The 25,110-nt window shown below is 32.5% G+C and carries 23 protein-coding genes; 14 read left to right on the forward strand and 9 right to left on the reverse strand.

Annotated elements, in window-relative coordinates:
- Nucleotides 1-21 precede the first annotated feature (21 nt).
- Entirely contained in the window at nt 22-474 is a 453-nt protein-coding gene (locus HM985_RS07510; RefSeq protein ID WP_179375671.1) for a hypothetical protein, read from the reverse strand.
- 518 nt (nt 475-992) lie between these two features.
- Between HM985_RS07510 and HM985_RS07515 the strand changes: the two genes are divergently transcribed.
- Both HM985_RS07515 and HM985_RS07520 read left to right on the forward strand, forming a co-directional pair.
- Nucleotides 993-1,604: a peptidase associated/transthyretin-like domain-containing protein gene (locus HM985_RS07515; RefSeq protein ID WP_179375672.1), complete on the forward strand. Its 612-nt coding sequence runs from the start codon at nt 993-995 to the stop codon at nt 1,602-1,604.
- 178 nt (nt 1,605-1,782) lie between these two features.
- Complete coding sequence (locus HM985_RS07520; protein ID WP_179375673.1) at nt 1,783-2,712, forward strand: mechanosensitive ion channel family protein; 930 nt, start codon at nt 1,783-1,785, stop codon at nt 2,710-2,712.
- Nucleotides 2,713-2,722: 10 nt separating this feature from the next.
- Here the strand turns inward: HM985_RS07520 and HM985_RS07525 are convergent, their stop codons facing one another.
- Nucleotides 2,723-3,463 (reverse strand): acyl-CoA desaturase, encoded by a 741-nt coding sequence (locus HM985_RS07525; RefSeq protein ID WP_179375674.1) that lies wholly within the window; start codon nt 3,461-3,463, stop codon nt 2,723-2,725.
- Between the two features lie 69 nt (nt 3,464-3,532).
- Nucleotides 3,533-4,102 (reverse strand): Crp/Fnr family transcriptional regulator, encoded by a 570-nt coding sequence (locus tag HM985_RS07530; protein ID WP_179375675.1) that lies wholly within the window; start codon nt 4,100-4,102, stop codon nt 3,533-3,535.
- A gap of 191 nt (nt 4,103-4,293) precedes the next feature.
- Here HM985_RS07530 and HM985_RS07535 point away from each other — a divergent pair, with 191 nt between their 5' ends.
- The 3 genes from HM985_RS07535 (at nt 4,294) to HM985_RS07545 (ending at nt 7,414) form a co-directional block, all read left to right on the forward strand.
- A complete protein-coding gene (locus HM985_RS07535) occupies nt 4,294-4,545 on the forward strand; it encodes a cold-shock protein (protein WP_179375676.1) in 252 nt (83 codons plus the stop codon).
- A 215-nt stretch (nt 4,546-4,760) separates the two neighbouring features.
- Entirely contained in the window at nt 4,761-6,101 is a 1,341-nt protein-coding gene (locus HM985_RS07540; protein WP_179375677.1) for a DEAD/DEAH box helicase, read from the forward strand.
- 2 nt (nt 6,102-6,103) lie between these two features.
- Nucleotides 6,104-7,414: a DEAD/DEAH box helicase gene (locus HM985_RS07545; RefSeq protein WP_179375678.1), complete on the forward strand. Its 1,311-nt coding sequence runs from the start codon at nt 6,104-6,106 to the stop codon at nt 7,412-7,414.
- 83 nt (nt 7,415-7,497) lie between these two features.
- On the opposite strand, the gene HM985_RS07550 is transcribed toward HM985_RS07545, so the two are convergent.
- On the reverse strand, nt 7,498-8,244 hold the full coding sequence (locus HM985_RS07550; RefSeq protein ID WP_179375679.1) for an arylesterase: 747 nt from the start codon (nt 8,242-8,244) through the stop codon (nt 7,498-7,500).
- A gap of 28 nt (nt 8,245-8,272) precedes the next feature.
- Here HM985_RS07550 and HM985_RS07555 point away from each other — a divergent pair, with 28 nt between their 5' ends.
- From HM985_RS07555 to HM985_RS07565, 3 genes are all read left to right on the forward strand, one after another.
- Nucleotides 8,273-8,962, forward strand: coding sequence for an ABC transporter ATP-binding protein (locus HM985_RS07555; protein ID WP_179375680.1), 690 nt, complete (start codon nt 8,273-8,275; stop codon nt 8,960-8,962).
- Nucleotides 8,963-9,006: 44 nt separating this feature from the next.
- A complete protein-coding gene (locus HM985_RS07560) occupies nt 9,007-11,502 on the forward strand; it encodes an ABC transporter permease (protein ID WP_179375966.1) in 2,496 nt (831 codons plus the stop codon).
- A gap of 304 nt (nt 11,503-11,806) precedes the next feature.
- The gene (locus tag HM985_RS07565; RefSeq protein WP_179375681.1) at nt 11,807-11,983 is read left to right on the forward strand and encodes an adenylosuccinate synthetase; all 177 of its coding nucleotides are present in this window, start codon (nt 11,807-11,809) and stop codon (nt 11,981-11,983) included.
- 34 nt (nt 11,984-12,017) lie between these two features.
- On the opposite strand, the gene HM985_RS07570 is transcribed toward HM985_RS07565, so the two are convergent.
- A complete protein-coding gene (locus HM985_RS07570; RefSeq protein ID WP_179375682.1) occupies nt 12,018-13,355 on the reverse strand; it encodes an exonuclease domain-containing protein in 1,338 nt (445 codons plus the stop codon).
- A 352-nt stretch (nt 13,356-13,707) separates the two neighbouring features.
- On the opposite strand from HM985_RS07570, the gene HM985_RS07575 reads away from it, so the two are divergent.
- Nucleotides 13,708-14,073 carry a hypothetical protein gene (locus HM985_RS07575; RefSeq protein WP_179375683.1) on the forward strand — a complete coding sequence of 122 codons (366 nt, stop codon included), beginning with the start codon at nt 13,708-13,710 and terminating at the stop codon, nt 14,071-14,073.
- Nucleotides 14,074-14,192: 119 nt separating this feature from the next.
- Here HM985_RS07575 and HM985_RS07580 read toward each other — a convergent pair whose 3' ends face one another.
- From HM985_RS07580 to HM985_RS07590, 3 genes are all read right to left on the reverse strand, one after another.
- Nucleotides 14,193-14,714 carry a 5' nucleotidase, NT5C type gene (locus tag HM985_RS07580; RefSeq protein ID WP_179375684.1) on the reverse strand — a complete coding sequence of 174 codons (522 nt, stop codon included), beginning with the start codon at nt 14,712-14,714 and terminating at the stop codon, nt 14,193-14,195.
- Nucleotides 14,715-14,990: 276 nt separating this feature from the next.
- Entirely contained in the window at nt 14,991-15,284 is a 294-nt protein-coding gene (locus HM985_RS07585) for a hypothetical protein (RefSeq protein WP_179375685.1), read from the reverse strand.
- Between the two features lie 103 nt (nt 15,285-15,387).
- Complete coding sequence (locus tag HM985_RS07590; protein WP_179375686.1) at nt 15,388-17,538, reverse strand: FUSC family membrane protein; 2,151 nt, start codon at nt 17,536-17,538, stop codon at nt 15,388-15,390.
- A gap of 199 nt (nt 17,539-17,737) precedes the next feature.
- Between HM985_RS07590 and HM985_RS07595 the strand changes: the two genes are divergently transcribed.
- The 5 genes from HM985_RS07595 (at nt 17,738) to HM985_RS07615 (ending at nt 24,162) form a co-directional block, all read left to right on the forward strand.
- Nucleotides 17,738-18,994 (forward strand): DUF2130 domain-containing protein, encoded by a 1,257-nt coding sequence (locus tag HM985_RS07595; protein WP_179375687.1) that lies wholly within the window; start codon nt 17,738-17,740, stop codon nt 18,992-18,994.
- 130 nt (nt 18,995-19,124) lie between these two features.
- Nucleotides 19,125-20,219 carry an alkene reductase gene (locus tag HM985_RS07600; protein ID WP_179375688.1) on the forward strand — a complete coding sequence of 365 codons (1,095 nt, stop codon included), beginning with the start codon at nt 19,125-19,127 and terminating at the stop codon, nt 20,217-20,219.
- A gap of 417 nt (nt 20,220-20,636) precedes the next feature.
- The gene (locus HM985_RS07605) at nt 20,637-22,073 is read left to right on the forward strand and encodes a circularly permuted type 2 ATP-grasp protein (RefSeq protein WP_179375689.1); all 1,437 of its coding nucleotides are present in this window, start codon (nt 20,637-20,639) and stop codon (nt 22,071-22,073) included.
- A 9-nt stretch (nt 22,074-22,082) separates the two neighbouring features.
- Complete coding sequence (locus HM985_RS07610) at nt 22,083-23,039, forward strand: alpha-E domain-containing protein (protein WP_179375690.1); 957 nt, start codon at nt 22,083-22,085, stop codon at nt 23,037-23,039.
- Nucleotides 23,040-23,109: 70 nt separating this feature from the next.
- Nucleotides 23,110-24,162: a zinc-binding metallopeptidase family protein gene (locus HM985_RS07615; RefSeq protein WP_179312966.1), complete on the forward strand. Its 1,053-nt coding sequence runs from the start codon at nt 23,110-23,112 to the stop codon at nt 24,160-24,162.
- An 8-nt stretch (nt 24,163-24,170) separates the two neighbouring features.
- Here HM985_RS07615 and HM985_RS07620 read toward each other — a convergent pair whose 3' ends face one another.
- On the reverse strand, nt 24,171-25,109 hold the full coding sequence (locus tag HM985_RS07620; protein WP_179375691.1) for a transglutaminase family protein: 939 nt from the start codon (nt 25,107-25,109) through the stop codon (nt 24,171-24,173).
- Nucleotide 25,110: the final 1 nt, after the last annotated feature.

Here is a 25,110-nt window from a genome sequence, read left to right on the forward strand (position 1 = left end):
TTTTATAATTAAAAAAACTAACTATTCTCTTTTAAAATCATCATATGTATGCAACGATTTTAATGTTGATTCATAGAATAAAATTGCAGCTACTAAATCTATAGTATCAGAATAAGGTAATATCTTCTTTTGAAATTCAATTGTACTATCAAAATAAGAAGTTGAAGCTTCAATATTTTCCTCTAAAGCCTTTTTATTATCCTTTGTGTCTGGTATACCTAAAGATTGCATGGTAACCCCAGGTTTTGTGGCAAATGCAATATTCGGTAAGATGTTTACAATAACTTCTATTCGTTCTATATAAAGAACAAGTAAGTCACCTTTTTTCATCTGTTTTAATTCATCACGACTATGGTATTTTTTTATATTTACTTTACCGCTGATAATACTTTGAGAGCCATCCCTTCCTTGAGCAAAACTTATGCTCGCTAATAGTAGAAAAAGAATGCAAAAAAAAGTAGTTTTAGTTTTCATATTTAAGCTTTTAATTAATCTTAGTGTCACAAATCTATACAATTTATTAGATAAAACAACTTTATCAAGTCATTTTTAATAAAAAAAGCACACGCACGAAATACATATTTAACGGTTAAAGTGTTATTTTAATTGACTAAGCGCATATTTTATCGACGAAATACTTTTATGTTTTAAATGAATATTCAATATTATAAAGTGTAATTATATTTTTAAAAATTCATAAAACAAGTATCTGTTTATCATAAAAACTAAAGTATTTAACTCTTAAATATAGATACTTTTTACAGATTTATTTAAAGTTAAAGTTTGGCATTAATATTAAAATATGATAAGATTATAAGAATTTAGAAACAGCACATGTTAGGTATAAACGTCTAAACATAAGCAAAGTGTATTTCATCGGTGATTTTTGTTTTTTTATTCTGTTTAACGAGAATACACTGCATTAATATGATTTTTAAGGTTTTACACTTTAAAAAGAATGACTTTTGTTTAATCCCATAAAACTTATTCTAATGAAAAAACTATTAATACCTATCTGTATTTTGTGTTTTGCTACTGTTGTTAATTCGCTTACAGCACAAACCTCAAAAAGTAATTCTGATTTAAATAGTAGTCCTATATATGATCGTGCAGAGAAGCAATTAACCAATACAGATACAATTCCAGATTACAGATCGAAAAAAAATAAATTAAAACTGACAGGTATTATTTATCAAAGCGATGGGGTAACACCCGCTAAAGATGTTATTCTTTTTATAGAGCAACCTGATGAAGATGGTACTTTTGATCTAAGAAAGAATGGTGACGAGCGTTATGTTTTTCATAGAAGTTGGGTTAAAACAGATGTTGATGGCCACTACACGTTTTATACATTTGTTCCTGGTGGAGATAGAAGATATAATCAATTACAGCAGATATTTCCTTTAATTAAACCACCTACAATGAATGAATATGCAGTAGAAACATTTTTATTTGATGAAGATCCTTTATTAACTAAAAGATGTAGGAAACAAATGGCAAAAAAAGGAGATACGAGTCGCATACTTAAATTAACAACTACAGCTAGTGTTTTGATGGCTGAACGAAATATTGTATTGAAAAGAAATAACGAATTAGTAAAATAATTATTTAGTTTTATTTTAAAATGAACCTCCTAATATATTAAGATGCTTTTCCGTTTTAAAAATATAGCGTTGCTTTTTACTTCACTTATATAGATTAATATTAATTTCTTTCCAGCTAAAACCTTCGTCGTATTTAAGCTTTCTTACATGTATAGTTTTACATATTAGTAAGTATAAGATGACAACAGCTCAGAAATCTACAACAGATAAAGTTCAATATTCAATTGAAACATATTACAATAATTTTTTAGAAATTTTACCAAGAATAGCTTTAGGCATACTTGTAGTAATAATAGGAGTATTAATCGCTAGATTTTTGACTAATATTTATAAAAAAAGAATTTTAAAGAAAGCTGAAGATCCTTTGATGGCTAGGTTTTTAGCGCAAGCTATTAAAATTATTTTTATATTAATAGCTATATTACTAGCATTACAGGTTGCTGGTTTAAGCGGAGTGGCTACAGGAATATTAACAGCAGCAGGTGGTGCTGCAATTATTTTAGGATTTGCTTTTCAAGATATAGGGAAAAACTTTCTAGCAGGTATCATACTTGCCTTTAATAGACCTTTCAATGTTAACGATACTATTATGGTCGCTGATTTATTTGGAAAAGTAAAAGCTTTAAATTTTAGATATACACATATAAAAACACCAAATGGGCGTGATATCTTTATACCCAATAGTGATGTCCTTACCAAGGCTGTTGAAAATTATACTGCAGATGGCTTTTATAGGAATGAATTCATTGTAGGCATCGGGTATGAAGATAATATTGAAGAAGCCAAAAATGTCATTAATCACATACTAGACACACACCCAGAGATTGTACACGATGATATCCATGATAATTTTGTGATAGAAAATGAACTCGCAACAAGCACTGTTAATCTAAAAGTTTTCTTTTGGGTAGAAACCCTAGATTATAGAAAGGCTTCACGTATTTTAAGAGGTCTCATTATTAAAAAAGTTAAAGAAGTCTTAGCAGAAAAAGGTCTTAATCTTCCTGCAGACATTATGGAGCTTAAATTATACGGCAATGAGGAAGACATCCCTTTACGTGTTCGTAAAGATCCTCGAGACATTGCCAATAATTTTATTTCTAAATAAATTAGAATGGTTATTTTTTTATACGAATGGGTTTCAACTTAATAACACCAAGCGCATCTAATATTTTAATAATTACATAAGTAACATCAACCTCGTACCACTTAACACCAAAATTAGCTCTACTTGCATATTTATGGTGATTATTATGGTAACCTTCACCCATCATTAAGAAATCGAAGCGAAATAAATTCTTGCTTGTATTTTTCATTTTAAAGTTAACGTATCCGTAAACATGACCAAACCAATTAATAATTACACCATGAATTGGAGCCATTAAAAATGTAACTGGTAATAATAGCCATTGCCACCAAGCTGTTACAAATAAGGCGAAAAATAAAACATAAAGAGATATCCATAATAACCTAGAAAATCTAGAGCTAGCAAAAGAATCGAACGACTTCCATTGAGGTACATTTTTAGTGAAACGCTCGTCAATAGCAATACGTTGTTTATTTATATCTTGATAAATAGTTTTAGTTTTCCACATCATTGCAAAAACATTAGCATCATAAGAAGGAGAATGTGGATCTTGTTCTGTATCCGTGTAAGCATGATGCATTCTATGCATAATACCATATCCATAAGCACTCAGGTAACTAGATCCTTGAAAAACCCAAGTTAATATAAACGTAATTCGCTCAACTGTTTTAGACATTGTAAATACTTGGTGAGCAGCATAACGATGCAAAAAGAAAGACTGAAAAAACAAGCCTCCATACCAAAGTATTAAAACAAAAAGAATAATAATCATAACATTTTTTTTGCAAAGATAAATTGATGTTTGAAGCAAAACAATGAACCTAAATCAATAAAACGACTATTATAAACGTTTTCTTATTCTGCTTAAGGCTTGTGCTGTGACTCCTATATAGGAGCTAATATATTTAAGCGGAATAATCTTCAAAAGTTCTGGACGCTCTTTAAAAAGTTTTAAGTAACGTTCTTCAGCTGTAAGATTCAATAAATTCTGTTCACGTTTAGATTTCAATAAAAAAAGACGTTCTGCCGTTAATCTCCCTATTATATTACCTATTTGGGTGTTTTTATATACTTCTTGTAAATCAGAATATGTCATACTTAAAAGTGTCGTATCAGTTAAAGCTTGGAGTTGATAAGCAGATGGCGTTTGTGTTAAAAAGGAATCATAAGCGCTCACAAACTGATCTTTAAAGCTAAAACCAAACGTAATTTCCTTACTAGGGTTTTCTTTAGGTATAAATAATCGAACCACACCAGATTCTATAAAAGAAATATGATTTTCAATTTCGTCGATTTTTAAGAAAATCGATTTCTTTTTTATTGTGCGACGCTGCAGCTTTGAAGTAAAAAAATCCCAATCTGGCTGCGATATCGTAGCTAATTGGTCTAGATAGTCTTTTATTTGCTGCACCTGTTTTCTTCTATGAGTTTATAGTTCAAAGATACATATTCAAGCAGTGATAAAGATGAATTTATATAATATTCATGGATATATTTAGAAGGATTCTTACAAAATCTATTATTTATGTTATTTTTGCAACCGTAACAAATAAAAGTAATCGATTACTTTTTTACATTTTAAAAAATAATATAACAGAAATCATGATTAGAAATTTAATAAATAAATTGTTTGGTAGCAATAAAGAATTAGAAACGAAAGAAGGCATCGTGAAGTTTTTTAACGCTAAAAAAGGATTTGGATTTATTATTATTAATGATTCTAACGAAGAGATTTTTGTACACACTACAAATCTTGTAGACAAGATTAGAGAAAAGAACAAAGTGAGCTTTAATGTTGAAAAAGGCAAAAAAGGGCCGATAGCCACTAATGTCCGTGTGATTAGGAAATCATAATTACAAGCATCAAATATATAACCATTTTAATTAATGGTTTTTTTATACCTAATATTTTCAGGGTGTTTAGAAGTCTATTTTAATTATATTTAAAGTAGAATCTGTCACCCTTCAGTTATAACTTTAATTTCAATAGAAAAATAGTTCAGTACTGTAATCATTTATTTTTCCCATTACCAAAAACGGTATTCTTACCTTTGCAAAAATTATATTTTATGTCTAAGCACTTTTCCGATTTAGGAATCAACGCAGAACTTATACAAAGTTTAGCGGAATTAAAGATTTCTGTTCCAACAGATATTCAAGAAAAAGCCATTCCTGTTATCCTTAATAAAAAGGATGATGTTGTTGCAATTGCAAAAACAGGAACAGGGAAAACTGCTGCTTTCGGTTTGCCATTATTACAATTAATTGATGTTGAAGATACCAATATTCAAGCTGTAATTTTAGCACCAACAAGAGAGTTAGGACAACAAATTCATGCTAATTTAGTAGACTTTTCAAAGCATAGTTCAGCAATTTCTATAGCGGCGACCTTTGGAGGGATTCCTATAAAGCCACAAATAGAACGATTAACAGAAAAGACGCATATTATTGTAGCAACACCAGGTCGTTTGGTAGATTTAATAAGTCGTGGAGCTGTAAATATTAAAACGCTTAAATATCTTGTTTTAGATGAAGCAGATGAAATGGTAAGCGCTTTAAAAACGGATTTAGATATTATCATTAAAGCGATCCCTAAAGCGAGACGTACGTTTTTGTTTACGGCAACACTTTCTGGTGCCATTAAGCAATTGGTACAGAATTACATGTCTAAGCATGTGGTTCAGGTTGAAGCAGACATGGAAACTTTAGGGCATCAAGGCATAGATCATCAATTTGTTGTTGTAGAACCTATAGAAAAGCTAGAAATTTTAATGCATTTCTTAAATTCTAAAGCAGGGCAACGCGGTATTATTTTCTGTAAAACTAAAGCTGCTGTAAATAAGTTAGCTAAAAATTTAGCTATAAATAAGTTTTCTTCAGGAGCACTTCATGGAAGTTTGTCTCAAGGTATTCGAGATCGTATTATGGGTCAGTTTAGAGAAGGGCATATTTCAATATTAGTTGCTACAGATTTAGCAGCTCGTGGTATTGATGTTAAAGATATTTCTTATGTGGTTAATTATCATTTACCAGATACTTATGAAGCGTATGTGCATAGAAGTGGACGTACTGCAAGAGCAGGAGCAAAAGGTTTGTCTTTAACGGTTTTACAGGAAGAAGAAGTTATTGATATTGATGGTTTTGAAGATGAATTAGGAATCACTTTTAAAGAAATTAAAAAAGCAGATGCTCAAAGTATAGAAGATAATAATACCTTATTATGGGCAAAAAAAATATTTAAAACAAAACCGAATCGTGAGGTTTCTGAAGGTTTAAAATCTGAAATAAAAACTATCTTTCATCATTTAACGAAAGAAGAATTAGTCGATAAAATTCTTGCAAATTATTTGTTACAAACGCAAAGCAAGGTCGAAAAACCAGAAGCTTCAAAACCAAAGATAAAGAAGTAATTATGGCAGAACCCGTAAAGAATCAAGCTGAAATATTAGAAAAACTAAACATTTCAGCTTTAAACCCTATGCAAGAAGAAGCCTTGCACATCATTCCTAATACCGCAAATACTATATTACTTTCACCAACAGGAACAGGGAAAACCTTAGCATTTGCTTTGCCGTTGATTCAAAGTTTAGATCCTGATTGTGATGATATTCAAGCTTTAATTTTAGTGCCTTCAAGAGAATTAGCCATTCAGATAGAGCAAGTGATTCGTTCTATGGGGTCTGGTTATAAAGTCAATGCGGTTTATGGTGGTAGAGCGATGTCTAAAGATAAGATTGAATTAAAACATGCGCCAGCTATTTTAGTCGGTACGCCTGGGCGTGTTGATGATCATTTTTCAAATGAACGTTTTAGTAAAGAAGCTATTAAAACATTGGTTTTAGATGAATTTGATAAATCATTAGAAGTTGGTTTTGAATATGAAATGCGAGGCATTATTAAAGACTTAACGGCTTTAAATAAACGTGTATTAACTTCGGCTACACAAGGTGTTGAAATACCTGATTTTGTAGGTTTGAAGAATCCAACAGTGATTGATTATTTGCACACTAAGGTTTCTAAACTCGCTATTAAGTTGGTAATTTCACCAGATAAAAGTAAGCTAACAACGTTATTGGAGTTACTGAAGCACTTAGGCAGTCAGCAAGGTATTATTTTCTGTAATTTAAAAGACAGTATTCAAACTGTAAGCGATTTTCTAAATAAACACCGTATTACACATGGTTGTTTTAATGGCGGCATGGAGCAGAAAGATAGAGAGCGTGCTTTAATTAAATTTAGAAATGGAACCTATCAATTACTTATTGCTACGGATTTAGCCGCAAGAGGAATTGATGTACCAGAAATGGAATTTATTATTCATTATGAATTACCATTACATAAAGAAGAATTTATTCATAGAAACGGTCGTACAGCTCGTGTTTCTGCAAAAGGAACGGCTTATGTTTTAAAGTGGAAAGATCAGTTGTTACCTGAGTTTATAGACGCTACGGATGTTGCAGATACTTCTAATAAGTCTACAATAAAACCAACCTATTGGGAAACCCTCTTTATTTCTGGAGGTCGAAAGGATAAAATCTCTAAAGGAGATATTGCAGGTTTATTTTTTAAACAAGGTAAGCTTAAGAAAGATCAATTAGGAATTATTGAATTAAAACAAGATTGTGCCTTTGTCTCTATACCAGCAAGTCTTGCGGAAGGTTTAGTTTCAGAATTGAATAATTCACGATTAAAGAAAAAGAAAGTGCGTGTTTATGTGGTTTAATAATTCGCCTATCTCTTAATAAAAAAAGACCTCACTACTTTTAAAGTTGGTGAGGTCTTTTTATTTAGGCTTACTTAGAACAACTATTTTTCAAGTAAAGGTTCTAAGGTTTTCCAAACGGTGTTAGCAACCAATTTATGACCTTCAACCGTTGGGTGAATGCCATCTTTCTGATTTAACTCAGCAATACCACCAACGTCTTCTAAAATAAAAGGAATTAATTCTATATTATTCTTTTCTGCAATCGTTATAAAAACTTGCTTAAAGTCATTAGTGTATTCTTGTCCCATGTTTGGCGGTAATTGCATGCCTGCAAGAACAATTTTAGTTTTTGGCTTTTTATCCTTTACGGCATCTATAATTGTCTGAAGGTTCTCAGAGGTTTCTACAACATCTACACCTCTTAAACCATCATTTGCACCTAATTCTAAGATAAAGATATCAATATTTTGATTTAGAACCCAATCAATACGTGCTTTACCGCCAGCTGTTGTTTCACCGCTTACACCAGAATTTACAACCGTATAATTTAAATTTAATGAATCGATTTTCTGTTGTATTACACCAGGAAATGCATCCGTAACATCATCTAAGCCATAACCCGCTGTGATACTATCACCAAAACATAGAATAGTTTTAGTTGCGGTATCTGTAACTTCTGTCTGCTCTGTTTCGTTTTTGGAGGTTGTTTCTTTTATTTTCTTTTCAGTGTTATTTTCGCCACAAGAAACGACTAATAACAAAATTATAAAATAACAAAACTTTAAGAATTTCTGAGCTACTGAGGTTAGTAGATTTAAATGCAATTGAGTATTTTCAGCCATTGACATAAAGTGTCTTATTTAATTAATAATTAGTATGCCAAATATATTAAAGATAACTGGTCTAGAAAAGACTTATTCTAGCGGTAACAAACAATTAACGGTCTTACATGATATTTCTTTTGCAGTAGAAAAAGGTCAAACTTTCTCTATTGTAGGACCATCAGGAAGTGGTAAAACTACTTTATTAGGCTTGTGTGCTGGTTTAGACCAGCCTAATGCTGGTAATGTAGAACTTTGCGGACATGATTTAAATACGCTTAACGAAGATCAACGTGCGCAGTTGAGAAATAAAGATGTTGGATTTATATTTCAGAATTTTCAACTTTTACCTACACTAACAGCGTTAGAAAACGTGAGTGTACCTTTAGAATTACAAGGAGATAAAGGTGCTCTTAAAAAAAGCATAGAATTACTAGAAAAAGTCGGACTAGGAAAGCGTGTGCATCATTACCCTTCTCAGCTTTCAGGCGGGGAGCAACAACGTGTGGCATTAGCTAGAGCTTTTGCTAATGCACCTTCTATTTTATTTGCTGATGAACCTACAGGGAATTTAGATGAAGAAACTGGAGAAAAAGTGATTCAATTACTCTTTGAACTTAACAAAGAAGCAGGAACCACTTTAGTGATCATTACTCACGATTTAGATTTAGCGAACAGAACTCAGCAAATCTTACGATTAAAAGGAGGGCATATCTTAACTAATGAACGTACAGAAGTACTGTAAACATTCTACCATACATGAGTAAAAATACAACCTGGCTTTTTAAAATGGCCTGGAGAGATGCTAAGGCAAGTCGTGTGCGATTATTGCTTTTTATGGCTTCCATCATATTAGGGATTTCGGCAGTCGTATCGATTCAGCTTTTTAGTAGTAATCTTAAAGACAATATAAAATTACAATCTAAAGCTTTAATGGGGGCCGATTTTACTCTAGAGAGTAAACAAGCACCCACTGAGCGCGAGCAACAAATTATTGATTCACTGCAACCCGATGCTAAGGAAATTAACTTTGTATCGATGATAGCTTTTCCTAAGAATGGTGGGACTAAACTTGTTAAAGTAAGAGGTCTAGAAGGTCGTTTTCCATTTTACGGGACTATTAATACAGAACCAAGCACTGCATCAACAAGTTATCAAGAATTAAGTGGAGCTTTAGTTGACGCTACTTTAATGCTTCAATTTGATATTAAACCAGGGGATTCTATTAAAGTAGGAAACTTAACGTTGCCTATTTCTGGCGCCTTAAAAGCGATACCAGGAAGTACAGCCATTTCGACCTCTGTAGCGCCACCGATTATTATTCCTTTTGCGTCTATTGAAGCCACTGGATTACTTCAATTTGGAAGCCGTAAAGAATATCAATTTTTCTATAAAAGATCCGATTCTTTGAATATTGATCAATTTGAAAAAGACATGAAACCTGTTTTAGAAGGTGAAGAGTTAGATTTAGACACACACACTAGCACGAGTAGGCGTTTAGGCAAGCGCTATGAGAATGTTGGAAACTTTCTTAATCTTGCAGCTTTTATCGCCTTATTATTAGGTTGTATTGGTATTGCTAGTTCAGTACATATTTATATAAAAGAGAAGCTAAGAGCGATAGCGGTATTAAAATGTATGGGAGCGTCTCGCTTACAAAGCTTCCTTATATTCCTAATTCAAATTGCGGGTATTGGTATTCTTGGGGGCTTTATCGGCTCATTAATAGGTATTGGTGTTCAGACTTTGTTTCCTTATTTATTGAAAGATTTTTTACCGTTTTCAGTGGAAATATCAATATCAGCCCAACCTTTAATTATAGGTGTGTTTCTAGGGTTATTTATGTCGGTATTGTTCGCTTTACTACCATTACTTAGAACTTGGTATGTCTCTCCTTTAGAAGTTTTGCGTGTAGATGAGAAAGCCTCACAAGAGCCATTAAAAGTGAAGCTGCTTGTGTATAGTGCTATTTTGCTCTTTTTATTTTTATTCTCGTTTTGGTTACTTAATAATGCTATCTATGCTTTAGCTTTTGTAGCTGCCACGCTCATTACTTTTGCTACATTAGCGGGTGTAGCCACCCTGAGTATAAATAGCGTTAGACGTTATTTTCCTTCACGTTGGAGTTTTACAGCACGTCAGAGTTTATTAAATTTATTTAGACCCAACAACCAAACCGTGGTTTTAGTCGTAGCTATTGGTTTGGGTACATTTTTAATAAGTACACTTTATTTCACAAAAGATATTCTTTTAGCAAAAACAGATATTGAGCAAAGCTCTGGTGATGCTAATTTAATTCTATTAGACGTGCAAACAGAACAACGCGAAGCTGTAGAACAAAGTATTAAAGCCAATGACTTGCCTGTAATGTCTGTGATTCCAATTGTAACTATGCGCTTACATAGTCTTAATGGTAATTTAGTAAATGATTTACGTCAAGATTCTACAAGCCAAGTAAGGCGCTGGGTTTTAAATCATGAATTTAGAGCGACATACCGAGATTCTTTAATCGGTTCTGAAACTTTAATGGATGGTAAATGGACCCCACGATTGGAGCCAGGTGCGCCCGTTGAAATTTCAATTTCAGATAATTTAGTAGAAAGCACCAACCTTAAAGTAGGGGATGCTGTGATATTTAATATTCAAGGAGTTTTAATGGAAACCACTGTAGGGAGTATTAGAGCTGTAGACTGGAGGCAATTGCATCCTAATTTCACAGTATTGTTTCCGGTAGGAGTACTAGAGTCAGCACCACAATTTAATGTCATTATGACCTCTGTCTCTGACGAAATACATTCTGCTAAGTTGCAAAGAGAACTGATTGCTAAATTTCCTAATTTAACGGTTTTAGATCTGCGTCAAGTCTTTAATATTGTAGAAGACATTTTAGATAAAGTATCTTGGGTTATTAATTTTATGGCATTCTTTAGTATGGTTACAGGGATTATTGTCCTTATTGGCTCTGTTAGAACCAGCAAATATCAGCGTATTAAAGAAAGTGTTCTGCTAAGAACTTTAGGAGCAAAGAATGCTCAAATTCTGAAAATAACGGCTTTTGAATATTTGTTTTTAGGATTGTTAGGTAGTTTAGTTGGTATTTTATTAGCCTTGTTAAGTAGTCTTTGTTTGGCACTTTTATTATTTAATGAGCCGTTTGTACCTTCTGCAATTCCATTTCTAGTGTTTTTACCAGGTATTACGCTCTTGGTCTTAATTATTGGTCTAAGTAATATTAGAACGGTATTAAAAAGCTCGCCATTAGCAGTTTTACGTAAAGAAGGGTAGGGGTTTGTGTATTAATAATTAAGCAGCTTAAATTATAATGGTTTAATACCGCTAGAATTACAAATGACTGACCCGAGGCATACCCGACGTACACCCGACGTATACCCGACGTATACCCGGGAGAGCTCTGAATTTTAATTCTTATTAAAATAGGTGTAAAAAATAATTGAATAGATTAGGGTATGCTTAAATATTCTTTGTATTTAAAACTGTTTGCGGTTGTGAATTTAGGTTTAAGTTTATTTTAAGATTAACTTAGTTATTGTTTTGTATTTTAAAAGTCAACCTTTTAAAACACAGAATTATGTTAAATATCATCACTCTTTTACGATTACAAACACCAACGGGTACACCAAAACCAGGAAGTAATACCCCTATAGATATATCAGCACCTTTTGATATTATTGTATACATTGTTATGCCTATAGTAATTATTGGTGTGTTTTTTATTTTGAAGAAAAAGAAGAAAGATGATTCGTAAAGGGTATTGTAATTACATATATTTTTAAAAAGCTTTATATGGTTACGATATATGGTTTTAAGATTTTTTGAATGTCTCTGTTGTTTTTCTGAGGTATGAGGAAATCTTCTAGCTCTTCAACAAGATTGATTTGTACTTCTTTTTCAATAAAACCATAGCCAAGATATTCACCTTCTTTAATCATGATGAAGGCTTCTTCGTATTCTGTTCTGCCTTTTTCTCTTAGAATAATATCGGTTTTCTGATTTGAGACCTCATAGATGGCTTCTAAAACTTTATTATTGTAGTCTTCTACAGTTTCTTCACCTCTACAAACACCTTTACATTCGGTAAGGTTGTAATGTGAGCATTCTGAGACATCTTCTTGCAAATGACAATATTTAGGACATAAATTATACTTTGCACAAAGCTTTTCTAAAAATGCTCTAACCTCTCTAAGGCTATAAAACGTAACGATAGGATTAGGAACAAGATTCCCTTTATTGCTGGCTAAATGTATAATGCCTTTTCGATCTTGGTAAGACACAATAGAGAAGGCTTGAGGTGTACGTTTAGCAACTTTATTATGAATTGGGAAATGGTGCTTTATAGCTGCATCTTCCATAAGTAGTGCTATAAGTTCGCTTCCTGAAGTTTCAAAATCGATATCACCGGTTTCTCTAACCATATCTTGAGCTTTTTTCGTTTTGCTATAGAAATGACTTAGAACTCTTTTCTTAATATTAATAGCTTTACCTACGTAAATGACTTTCCCTTTTTTATTCTTGAAATAATAAATGCCTGCTGTAGTTGGTAAGGCTTCAAAAGTTTCTTTAGGAAGATTAGGCGGTAAGGTTGCTTCTCTAGAATTCTTATTTAAAAATTCTTTAAAAACGGCATCCGCTTCAGGTTGCTCTAACATAAGTTGAAACAATTTTACCGTAGCCTCTGCATCCCCTCTGGCACGGTGTCTGCCTACTAAATCTATGTTTAAATCTTTGCATAATTTACCTAAACTGTACGAACGATGTCCTGGTAATAAGCGTCTAGATAATCTTACGGTACACAACTTTTTTCGGTTAAACTCTATGCCTAATTTCTTAAATTCACCACCAATGGCGTTATAATCGAAATTTACATTATGAGCGACAAAAATGGTGTCTTCGGTAATGTCTAAAATTTGTTGCGCAATATCTTCAAAAAGCGGCGCATCAGCTACCAAATTGTTATCAATGCCTGTAAGCGCTACAATATGAGCAGGGATAAAAGTAATGGGATTAATTAATGATGTAAATTCATCTATAACGGTATCACCATCGAATTTAAAAATTGAAATTTCGGTAAGACGGTTGCTTTTTCCTGTGGTTTCAACATCAATAATAGTGTAGATCATGCTTTAAGGCTTGTTTTTTTTATAGCGAACTCTTGTACATTGCAAGATAATTGTTTTTGCTGGGATTTTAATAAAAGTAAGCCATGATGTGCTTATCGTAGACCTTTAACAAAGACTTAACCTTGTTTTTATATTTTTTAATAAACAATTGATTATATTATAAGTGATTCATAATCAGAAAAATAAAACAACTAAATTATAATATAAATTACCCTAAAATGAAACCTAAAACAAAAAGTCAACTAAAAAAATGGAAAGCATATCATTATTGAATTGACTGACTCATGAATTCTTTAAAATTTCAAAAAAAAGAATAGCGCTATTAAATTTTAATAATTAAAAAAGTATAATCATGAAAATTCAATTTAACATCAATAAAACGATAGCTATAAATGAGAAAGACCAATTTTATTTAAAATCTTTAATATCAGGTAATTTAGAAAACTATGATACAGATATTTTAGAAATAAAAGTTCATCTATCTGATGAGAATGTAAAAAATATACCACTCAATAGCATGAAATGCTCATTGAACACGGAAGTTAAAGATGAAGCATTCCCATTGATCGTGAGCTGTAAAGCTGAAAATTTTGTATTAGCTATATTGATGGCTCTTAATAAGCTTAGATTTTCTTTAGATGGAATGTCTACGAAGCTAAAAAATCCTATAATTAATTTTATGATTCCTAAAAAAAATAAATGTTTAGCTTTAATTTAGGTAATAGAGGTACAAATGTGGTTTATACAAAGTATTAGAGCAGAACAAATAAAGGATTTGAGTATCTCTTTAGTGTCTACTAAGGCTTTTTTTATATTTAAACTCGTTCTTGATGGTATTTACAATAATTGCTCTGCAATTTCTAACCAGGTAGAAACTCTAGTAAAGCCTGTATCATGTACATTGTGTGGTGAGTTGAACAACAATGTATCTCCATCAAACTTCTCTAAGTTATAGGTTCTGTCGTCTATTAATAAGTCGCCCTTTAAAATAAACTTGTGTCCACACATAATTTGATGTTCCCAAGTAATGAAAGGCATATATTCTTCTAACCATTCACTTTTTTCTTGTAAAGAATTCGGAAATTGCGTTGCAGCCGTAGCAATATAAACCTCATGTTTTGCATACAAAGCTTCCATAATTTGTATGGCATCTTTTATAGGTTTTAAATCTCTAAAGAAACCAGGTTGACGTGCATGATTTAGAATACTTTTTTTGTGGATTTCTGGTACATTTTGCCACATTTCTCCCTCAGTGATATTAGTTACACATAATTCTTGTTGATGTTCAGCATTATACATTTCAATATGTTTGCCATAGGTATCGGCTAGGACATCGTCCATATCTACAAATATTGTCATTGCGTTTGTTTTTCACTAAGGTCAGGATAATGTAGGAAAAAGCCAAATAGGAAAGACGTTTTAATATTTATTTAATGTTATGGTGACTTAGTAAGTTTCTTTTTTAGGAGTTGGCAGCCATTATACAACAACAGATCCCGATGAAAAAATCGGGACGGTTGCACAGATGTTTTAAGTTCTTATTCTCTCGACTAATGCTCCATCCTAATTGGAAATTATTACTAAGAATTTTAAGTCTATAGGTAATAAAAATGAACACTATTATTTTGAGTAAGATTAGTTGTCTTTAGTGTTATCAATATCTAATTCTAAGTTTTCGTTATGGTCACTTCCTAAACTGTGGTGGCGATTTTCTTCATCAGAATGTCTATCGTTTGTTAAAGGTCTAGCATTTCTGCCCCCAGGAATATCTAAATTTTTTGCAGCAAAGTCTGGCTCATTTTCACGTTTTTTAAGGATCTCATCATCCCCACTGTCTTGCCTTAAGTTTCTCGATTGATCACCTAAAACCTTTTTGTCTTCTTTTGTTATTTCTGAATTGTATTTTGCTTTATTGTCTTCACTTTTCATGTTACTTCATTTTGAGGTTCACTCAAAATTAGTAATTAGGTAATGACATGCTTGACTTAATAGCTCAAAATCTTAATGCTTTTAAAGTTTATAAAATCTAAAGTCACTTATTTGCGTTCTCTCCTTCGGCGAGTTTAAATAACTGTGCCTGTTTTAGAATCCGTTGGGTAACCTCAGTAATGTTGAACAATAGGCTATATTCTATACGTACAGCTTTCTCTTTCTTAGAATGTAACAATTGTCGTAATTCTTCTAAATCGTCTTCAATATGGCTTATTTGGCTATTATCTTCAATCGTTAACCAATTAAACGCTTCTTCTAAGGTTTTTAAGATATGATTCTCAAAAGATAATATATTTAAAGTCTGTTTGTTATTCTGAGCTCTATGCGCGCCAAGCGCTGACAGATATGAAAGTAATGCGTGATTAAGATACGTTAGTCTAAAAGCTGTTACTTTTAATTTTTGATGTTTTTTAGGGTCTAATTGCATGTTTTGCCATGCCTTAACCAAAGCATTATCCGCTCTGTGGGCTTCTCTTCTGGCTATTCTATAGTCTAGATCGTCTGTTAAAGGCTTTTCGTATTCGTTTAAAATAGCTTTTAAATAAGCTGAATTTTTTAGAACAGCTTCACTTAAAAGAGAAGGCAATTTTTTGTATTGCCAGTTAGGCCATAAAAATCGAACCACTAAAAAGGAAATAAAAGCCCCTAGTACGGTATCTACTAAACGTGGGCCCATAGCATCGACCCCTTTATTGGCGATGATGTTAAAAGCACACATAACAAAAAATGTAACGTAAATAACACTAATAGAATATTTGCGTTTTAACCAAAAGAAAAACAAATAAGCCGAGGCAATCATTAAAGCAATTTGTCCATAAAACGTAAATAGTTTTATAATTACAATACCACTCACAACTCCTGCTAAGGTGCCTAAAATTCTTTGAAGTAGAAACTTTCTGGTTTCGCTATAACTTGGTTGTAAGACTAATAAAACGGTGAGTACAATCCATTCGCCTTTTTCAATATTAAAATATTTGTAGGTGGCATAAGAAATTAAAAAAGCCAAACTTAACTTCAATGCATAACGCATTTTAGGATGATCTATATTAAGTTGAAGTTTAAATATTTGATAATAACTACGCGTCTCTTTTTCTAATTTAGGCAATGAAATATTATTGTAATTTTCCTTTATATTTTTTAATATATAATGTGATTGCGATAAATTTTGAATCAATAGTTTTATGGGAAGTGATGGATTTAAATCATTATTTTTAACTGAATTTGAAACCGCTTTAATAAGCCAATCTGCAGCTGTTGGGTGTTTATATGGCATTCCTGTAAGTAAACTATTCCCGAATCTTTGAGTTGCCGTAGATATCTCTTTTAATAATTGGCGTATGCCACCAATTAAGTCTTTATTAGAAGAATTTTCACTTAAAAGGTCGTAGCGTTCGTGACTCGATGTGGCACGCTCGTGTAAACTTTGTAAAACCATAAAGTAATAGAAGTAAGGTTTTAATGGAGTTTGGTCTTTTAATGAGTCACCGTAACTATTTAATACCTCTTTGCATCGGTCTAAAGCTTCAACCGTTTGCACATTTAATAATGCTAATTTTGTTCTAATTTCTTTTTCTTCTCCTTTAGTGCTTGGAAATAATTTTGATTTCTCATTAAAATATAACGAAAGTGCAGCAAACCCTCTAGCAAGTTGCTCTTCTAATAAACTATAAGGCTTAATTCGTAATAAAATATATGAAAACGTTCCATATATAAAAGCACCTGAAGTTAGCAGGATAGGTTGTAAATACCAATTAGGGCTAATTTGAGTACCTATCATGGTATATATACCCACTAATAATGCACCAAAAGTGACTCCCCTAAAACGTTCGCTAACACCACCGATTAAGATAAAAACAATAGTTGACAGAGAAAGCCCTATACCTAAAATTACTGGGTAAGGTTGCAATAATTCTACAGAAAAACTAGCGATTGCAAAGCTGACGACTTTTAGCGCTAACGACTTTAAACGCCCTTTAGGATGATCATCAGTTTCGGAAAGTGCACCCGCTAAAGCACCTAAACCTAAAGTAACTGCATAAAAAGGTAAGCCAAAACTCACCATAATGATGATTAGTAAACCAATTACAAATGTGGCTTTAACGGATAAAAGTCTATTTGGGTTACTTAGAAAGGCAGTTCTAAATGAAGTAAGCCATGGAATTTGTTTTAAATAAGACGTAAGCTGCTTCATTTTATCAATTGAGGCGTCATGTATTGTTTAGCAGTGTAAATTTAAGGAATAGTGCTTAATATCTGTTGGGAAAACAGAGTTTATTCTAAGCCTATATTTAGTACTTAATATAACCTATCATTAAAAAAGCTTCGGTATTGCAATTATCATTTTAGTAAATAGTAAATTTGGACATCGCATTAAATGAATCGCCATACACATGAAAAATGAAACTCAAATAAAATGTCCTAATTGTGGAACCTCTATAGATGTTCAGGATATTTTATCTCACCAACTGGAAGAAGAAATAAAGCAGAAATACCAATCTCAGATTGCTCAAACTAAAAAGCAATATGAGCTAGAGCAAGACAAATTAAAACAAGACAAACTTCGTTTTGAGCAAGCTAAAAAGCGAGAAAACGAGTTGTTTCAAGAACGCTTAGAAAATCAATTGAAAGCCGATAAACGTGAGATTGAGACTAAGTTGAAGCAAAAGCTAAAGGATGAACAATCTGAACAGTTTGAAGCGCTTCAAAAAGAGTTGAATGAAAAATCAGAGCAAGTAAAAGAACTGAACCGTTCTAAAGCTGAAATTGAAAAGTTAAAGCGTGAAAAAGGAGAACTAAAAGAAGCTGCTGAAGCAGAAGCTCAGAAAAAACTAAATGAGATTCTACTGTCTGAAAAGGAGAAGATTAAAAAATCTGAAGAAGATAAAAATGAATTGCGTTTTAAAGAAATGCAAAAGCAATTGGAAGATCAGAAAAAGCTTACAGAAGAAATGAAACGTAAGCAAGAGCAAGGCTCTATGCAACTGCAAGGTGAAGTTCAGGAATTAGCGATAGAGGAGTGGTTAGCTTCAAAATTCCCACTAGATACTATTGAAGAAATTAAAAAAGGTGCTCGTGGTGGAGACTGTATTCAGGTGGTGCACACTAGAACGGAGCAAAATTGCGGAACCATTTATTACGAGAGTAAGCGTACTAAAGATTTTCAACCCACCTGGATTGAGAAGTTTAAAGCCGATATTAGAGATCGTGGTGCTAGTGTTGGTGTTTTAGTTACCGAGGTGATGCCATCTGATATGGACAGAATGGGCTTACGCGATGGGATTTGGATTTGTAATTATGAAGAATTCAAAGGACTTTGTACCGTTTTGCGCGAAGGAATTTTACAAGTAAACAATGCTTTAGTTACCCAAGAAAACAAGGGAGATAAAATGGACTTACTTTACGACTACCTAACTAGCAGTACGTTTAGAATGTCTATTGAAGCAATTGTAGAAGGTTTTACACAAATGAAATCGGATTTAGATAGTGAAAAGCGTTCCATGCAACGGATTTGGAAACAACGTGAAAAACAAATTGAAAAAGTGGTGATTAATACCATTGATATGTATGGCTCTGTAAAAGGGATTGCTGGTAATGCCATTCAGTCCGTAAAAGCATTAGAATTGCCCGAAGGAGATATTGAAGAATAGTTTTAGGAGCTTATTAAACCTTTTGTTTTATCGATTTCAATAAAAGTTAAATCTATGCTAATTGATCTAGGGCATTGGTATTGCTTTTTGAAAGTTTGTAACTTTAATAATTAGAATTAAAAAAAAGACAATGAAAAAAGAACCGCTTTTATTACCTTATCATAAGAATATAATTTTAAATAATCGAGTTGTTATGGCCCCTATGACGCGTAGTCGCGCTAATAACACTGGGAAAGTTGCAACAGATAACTTGCAAGGCTTGTATTATGAGCAGCGAGCTTCGGCAGGTTTAATTATAACTGAAGGCTCACAAGTTTCTAAGGAAGCCGTTGGTTACATAAATACACCAGGCATACACTCGGACGCTCAAGTAGAGGGTTGGAAAACCGTAACCAGTCGTGTTCACGATAAAGGCGGCAAGATTTTTATTCAGTTATGGCATGTGGGGCGTATTTCGCATCCCGATTTCCATGATGGTGAATTACCAGTGTCAGCTTCAGCAATTAATCCCAAAGCACAATCTTATACGCCTTCAGGTTTTAAAGAAACGGTGACGCCGAAGGAAATGACTATTGAAGATATAAAACGTACGGTTAAAGATTTTCAAAAGGCAGCAGTTAATGCTATTGAAGCTGGATTTGATGGGGTAGAGATTCATTCCTCAAATGGCTATTTATTTCAACAATTTTTCAATAATTGTTCTAATCATAGAACGGATGATTATGGGGGAAGTATTGAAAATAATACCCGTTTCTTTTTTGAAGTTTTAGATGCTATAAAAGAAGTGATCCCTGAAGAAAAGATTGCCGCCCGTTTTAATCCATCGGCTCATGGTATATTTGGAATTACGGTAGATGAAGACACTATTCCGACGTTTGAATATATTATTAAGAAACTAAACGATTATAATTTGGCTTATGTCCATTTATCAGAACCTTTTACAGATGTTACAGATGTACCGTTTGCGGTTACTGATATTGCTAAGCACTTCCGTCCGTTATACAATGGAACGTTAATGATTAATGGTGGTTTTGATCAGGAAAAAGGAAATAAGGTCATTGCAGATGGTGATGCCGATTTAGTAGCTTATGGTAAAACTTATATTTCTAATCCAGATTTAGTAGAACGTTTTGAAAATCATTTAGAATTGGCAGATTGGGATAAGGATACATTTTATACCACAGGAGAAAAAGGGTATACCGATTATCCGTTTGCTTCTAAATAAAAGAATTTATATTACAATAGAAATAGCATCGCTTAACTTATGTTGAGTGATGCTTTTTTTTTAATTAAAATATAAAAAAACTTCATTTTACAGCGACTTAAATCCTCTATATTTCTTTATTCGCGCAGTATACGTTAAGCTTTACTCTTTAGCTTTATTTGGGTATTATGAATTATAATAATGTTAATTTTTTCTTTTAATATTATTTTTACTGTTAAATTATGAGAATCACAAAGTGTACTTCGGGATTAGTATCTATATGATATTTTTTGTACTTTGTAGGAATACAATGACTAATAATACATTATCATTATATTTTATTAACTCAATTCGCCTTTAAGTGTTAATTGAGCTTTTTAGCTTAATATAAATATCTAAAAATGCGTTTAAAACTTGTACCTGATACTTTAAACACTTATGCCAAAACTAGATTTCTCCACTTACGATTCCAAAGGGTTTTATGACGAAATGTTTGATGAAAATAATGCTGTTAGACCTAATTACAAACTGTTTTTAGAACGGCTTGAAAAAATGAGTCTAAGAAAATTAAATCAACTGCAACATGCAACAGATCGATCACAACTCTCTTTAGGCATGACTTTTAATGTTTATAATGATAATCAGGGTGTAGAGCGCATTCTACATTTAGATATCATTCCAAGAATTATTAATAATAAAGAATGGAATCATTTAGAAAAAGGTTTGCAACAACGTATCAGAGCATTGAATATGTTTATTCAAGATATTTATAATGATCAAAATGTACTAAAAGATAAAATCATTCCTAAAGAGATGGTTTTTTCGAGTGTTTCATATTTAAAAGAATTAGAAGGCTTTAAACCACCTAAAGATGTTTGGTGTCACATTACAGGTTCTGACTTAATTAAAGGAGGAGATGGTCAATATTATGTGCTTGAAGATAATTTAAGGTGTCCTTCAGGAGTTTCTTACATGTTAGAAAATAGAGAAATTTTGAAACGTACATTCCCCGAATTATTTGAGAAATTAGATGTAAAACCAGTTTATAACTACACTCATATTTTAAGAGACACTTTAGAATCACTTTCTGAAGTTGATAACCCAACTGTTGTTGTTTTAACCCCAGGAACTTACAATTCGGCTTATTTTGAACACTCTTATTTAGCGCAGCAAATGGGGGCAGAGTTAGTAGAAGGTCGCGATTTAATTGTGAAAAATGATATTGTTTATATGATAACAACGCATGGCTTACAGCGCGTAGATGTTATTTATCGTCGCGTAGATGATGACTTTATCGATCCAGAAGTTTTCAATAAAAACTCACTATTAGGAACCCCTGGTTTATTTAGAGCTTATTTAAAAGGTAATGTTGTTTTAGTTAACGCGCCAGGTACTGGCGTTGTAGATGACAAAGCGGTTTATGCCTATATTCCAAGAATTATAAAATACTATTTGAGTGAAGATATGATCTTACCAAATGTAAAAACATATATCTGTGATGAAGAAAGTGACCGAAAATATGTGATTGAAAATATCCATAATTTAGTCGTCAAACAAACGGATGCTTCAGGAGGTTATGGGATGCTCATTGGGCCAAAATCAACGAAAGCAGAGCAACAAGAATTTATTGCTAAAATCAAGCATAAACCCCGTAATTATATTGCACAACCGATGATTAATTTATCTCGTGTACCAACGCTTACAGATGATACTATTGAAGGACGTCATGTAGATTTAAGACCCTATGCCTTATTTGGTGACGATATTAAGATTATTCCGGGCGCATTAACACGTGTGGCATTAAAAAAAGGATCTATAGTTGTAAATTCTTCTCAAGGAGGAGGGAGTAAAGATACCTGGGTATTAAACAGTTAAAATAAAATTATGTTAGGTAGAGTTGCAAACACTATATATTGGATGAATAGATATCTTGAACGTGCTGAAAATTATGCGCGTTTTATGGATGTTAATTTTAATTTATCGCTAGAATTATCTCCCAACGAGGAGCAACAATGGAAACCTCTTGTGGTTATTACAGGAGATTGGCCTTTATATGAATCGCTGCATGAAAAGGCAGAAAAAAATAAAGTCATAAATTTTATGGCTTTTGAGTCAGAGAACCCAAATTCTATTTGTAATTGTATTATCAATGCAAGAGAAAACGCACGTGCTATACGACCTGAGATCACAAAAGAGGTTTGGGAGCAAATTAATGCATTGTATTATTTGGTAAAAAAGGCTTCAGAGAAAAAGCGTTTAAATGATTCTGAAGTGCGTCATTTTTTTAGTGATATAAAAAATGGATGTCAATTATTGTACGGAATTTATGACGCTACAATTTCTAGAAATGAAGGTTGGAATTTTGCTAAACTTGGTCAACTTATAGAACGTGCAGACAAAACATCTCGAGTTCTAGATGTTAAATACCATCTACTTTTAGGTTCTGCAAAGCAAGTGGGGTCTTCATTAGATTTAATACAATGGACGGCACTATTAAAATCTGTAAGTGCTTACGATATGTATCGAAAAAAATACGGAAAATTATCTTCAACGAGTATTGCGGAATTCTTAATATTAGATACCGATTTTCCGAGGTCTATATTGAATTGTTTAATACGAGCAGAACAATCTATTGTTAGACTATGTGGTAGTTCTTTTGGTTACTGTAATAATGCACAAAGGCAATTAGGAGCTTTAAAAGCTCAGTTAGAATTTACAGATATTAACGATATTATTGCTAAAGGACTGCATGAGTATTTAGACGACATTCAAGGGAAACTAAATGATATTTCTACAGCAATTTATGAAGCTTTCTTTTCTATAGAACCCCATGTTAATTAAATTGAAAAATCAATTATATTTGCGTGTTACAGTATAAGTTAAAACAAAACAGTTTATACAGGAATTAAATATGAAGATATTTCAATGTGGAAATTGTAATTATTCGGTGTTTTTTGAGAATTACACTTGTGATAACTGTGGGCATTTAACAGGTTTTAGAGCAGAGGATAGAATGATGCTCACTTTTAAACCTGATACTGAAGCGCTTATATCGGACCGAGAACATGTTGCATATAAATATTGTAAAAATCATTCTTATCACGTTTGTAATTGGGTTATAGAAAAAAATAGTCCTGAAGATTACTGCAAAGCCTGCCAATTAAATAGAACCATTCCCAATTTATCGAATCCAGAATTAGATAATTTTGAAAATTGGCAACATCTTGAAATTGCTAAACATCGTTTAATATATCAACTTCAAAAAATAGGTTTACCGATCATTAGTAAACTAAGAGATCCTGATGGTTTTTGTTTCGATTTTGTAAAAAAGCAAGACGACCCTAAATTAATGACAGGGCATGCCAATGGTGTTATTACTATTTTAATAAGAGAAGGTAATTCTGTTTTAAGAGAACAAGCTAGAAAAGATATGATTGAACCCTATAGAACATTAGTAGGGCATTTACGACATGAAGTAGGGCATTATTATTGGGAACGTCTAGTAAGAAATAAACCGGAAATATTATCTGAATTTAGAACTATTTTTGGGAATGAAACTCTAAATTATTCTGAAGCATTACAAACTTATTATAAATCAGGTCCGCCTAAAGATTGGCGAAAATCATATATTAGTGCTTATGCCACAGCTCATCCTTGGGAAGATTGGGCAGAAACTTGGGCGCATTATTTACATATTATGGATATGGTTGAAACGGCTTATTTCTTTCGACTTCATGTAAAACCCAAGTTTAAAACCAAAGCTTTAAAAACGAAAGTTTCATTTGATCCTTACACAAAAACTAATTTTGATGAAATTGTACAAAAGTGTGTGCCTTTATCATTAGCCGTAAATAGTATTAATAGAGCGATGGGCATACCAGATGTTTATCCTTTTGTAATTTCACCTGCTATTATAGAAAAACTAAGGTTTATCCATAAGCTGTTATTAGTAAAACGGAATTAAGTTAAATACTATTGCTGAGATTGTGATTGACTTTGTATCACTCTTTCAATATCTTGTGATTTAGCAGGTCTTAAATCTACAGAAACTTCCATCGTGTTTTTACCCATACTATAAATTACACCTTTTAAAGGTGGTACATCGTAATAATCTCGACCATGAGCCACAACAATGTGTTGGTTTTTTGGAATTTGATTATTTGTAGGGTCAAAATCTACCCAGCCATATGTTGGTATATAAACAGAAAACCAAGCATGTGATGCATCGGTTCCTATTAATTTTTCCTTTCCTTCTGGGGGGATTGTTTCAATATAACCACTAACATATTTGGCAGGTAACCCCATAGAACGTACACAAGCAATTGCAATTTGTGCAAAATCTTGACAAACCCCTTTCTTTGCTACCATCACTTCTTTTAAAGGTGTTGCAATATTTGTGAAGCCAGGAACAAAATCAAAATCAGTATATATGCGTTGCATCAATTCGTAAGTGGCTTCATAAAAAGAGCGCTCAGGTTTAAAAGATACAGCAGCATAGGCTCTAATTTCTTCACTATTGTTAGAGATTAAAGGTGATGGCATTACAAATTGGCGGACATCAATAATTTCAGAATCCGTAGTTTTTAAATGTACTTTTGTTTCTGCTATAGTAACTTTTTTTCCTTTTGCAAATTCTGCTTCATTAACTTGAGCCTCATAGTTTCGATCTACTTTACTACGCGCAATAACAATCAATTCTTTATGGTGTTGCTGAATAGAGAATCGCGTCACAGAATTTCCGAAGTAATCTAAACGTTCTGAAATATCTGTTGGTGTAGGTGTAATTTCTAAGCTATATTCTAAAAGTGTTTGTCCAGGAAAACTCTTCGGTTTAATCGTCGTGATATTGTGACAAAAGGAAGCTCCGTTTTCGTAAGAATATTTAGTTTTATGCCAAAGGTCAAAGATCATA

Source organism: Winogradskyella wichelsiae (genome assembly GCF_013403925.1).
In the GTDB taxonomy this organism is placed as follows: Bacteria; Bacteroidota; Bacteroidia; order Flavobacteriales; family Flavobacteriaceae; genus Winogradskyella; species Winogradskyella wichelsiae.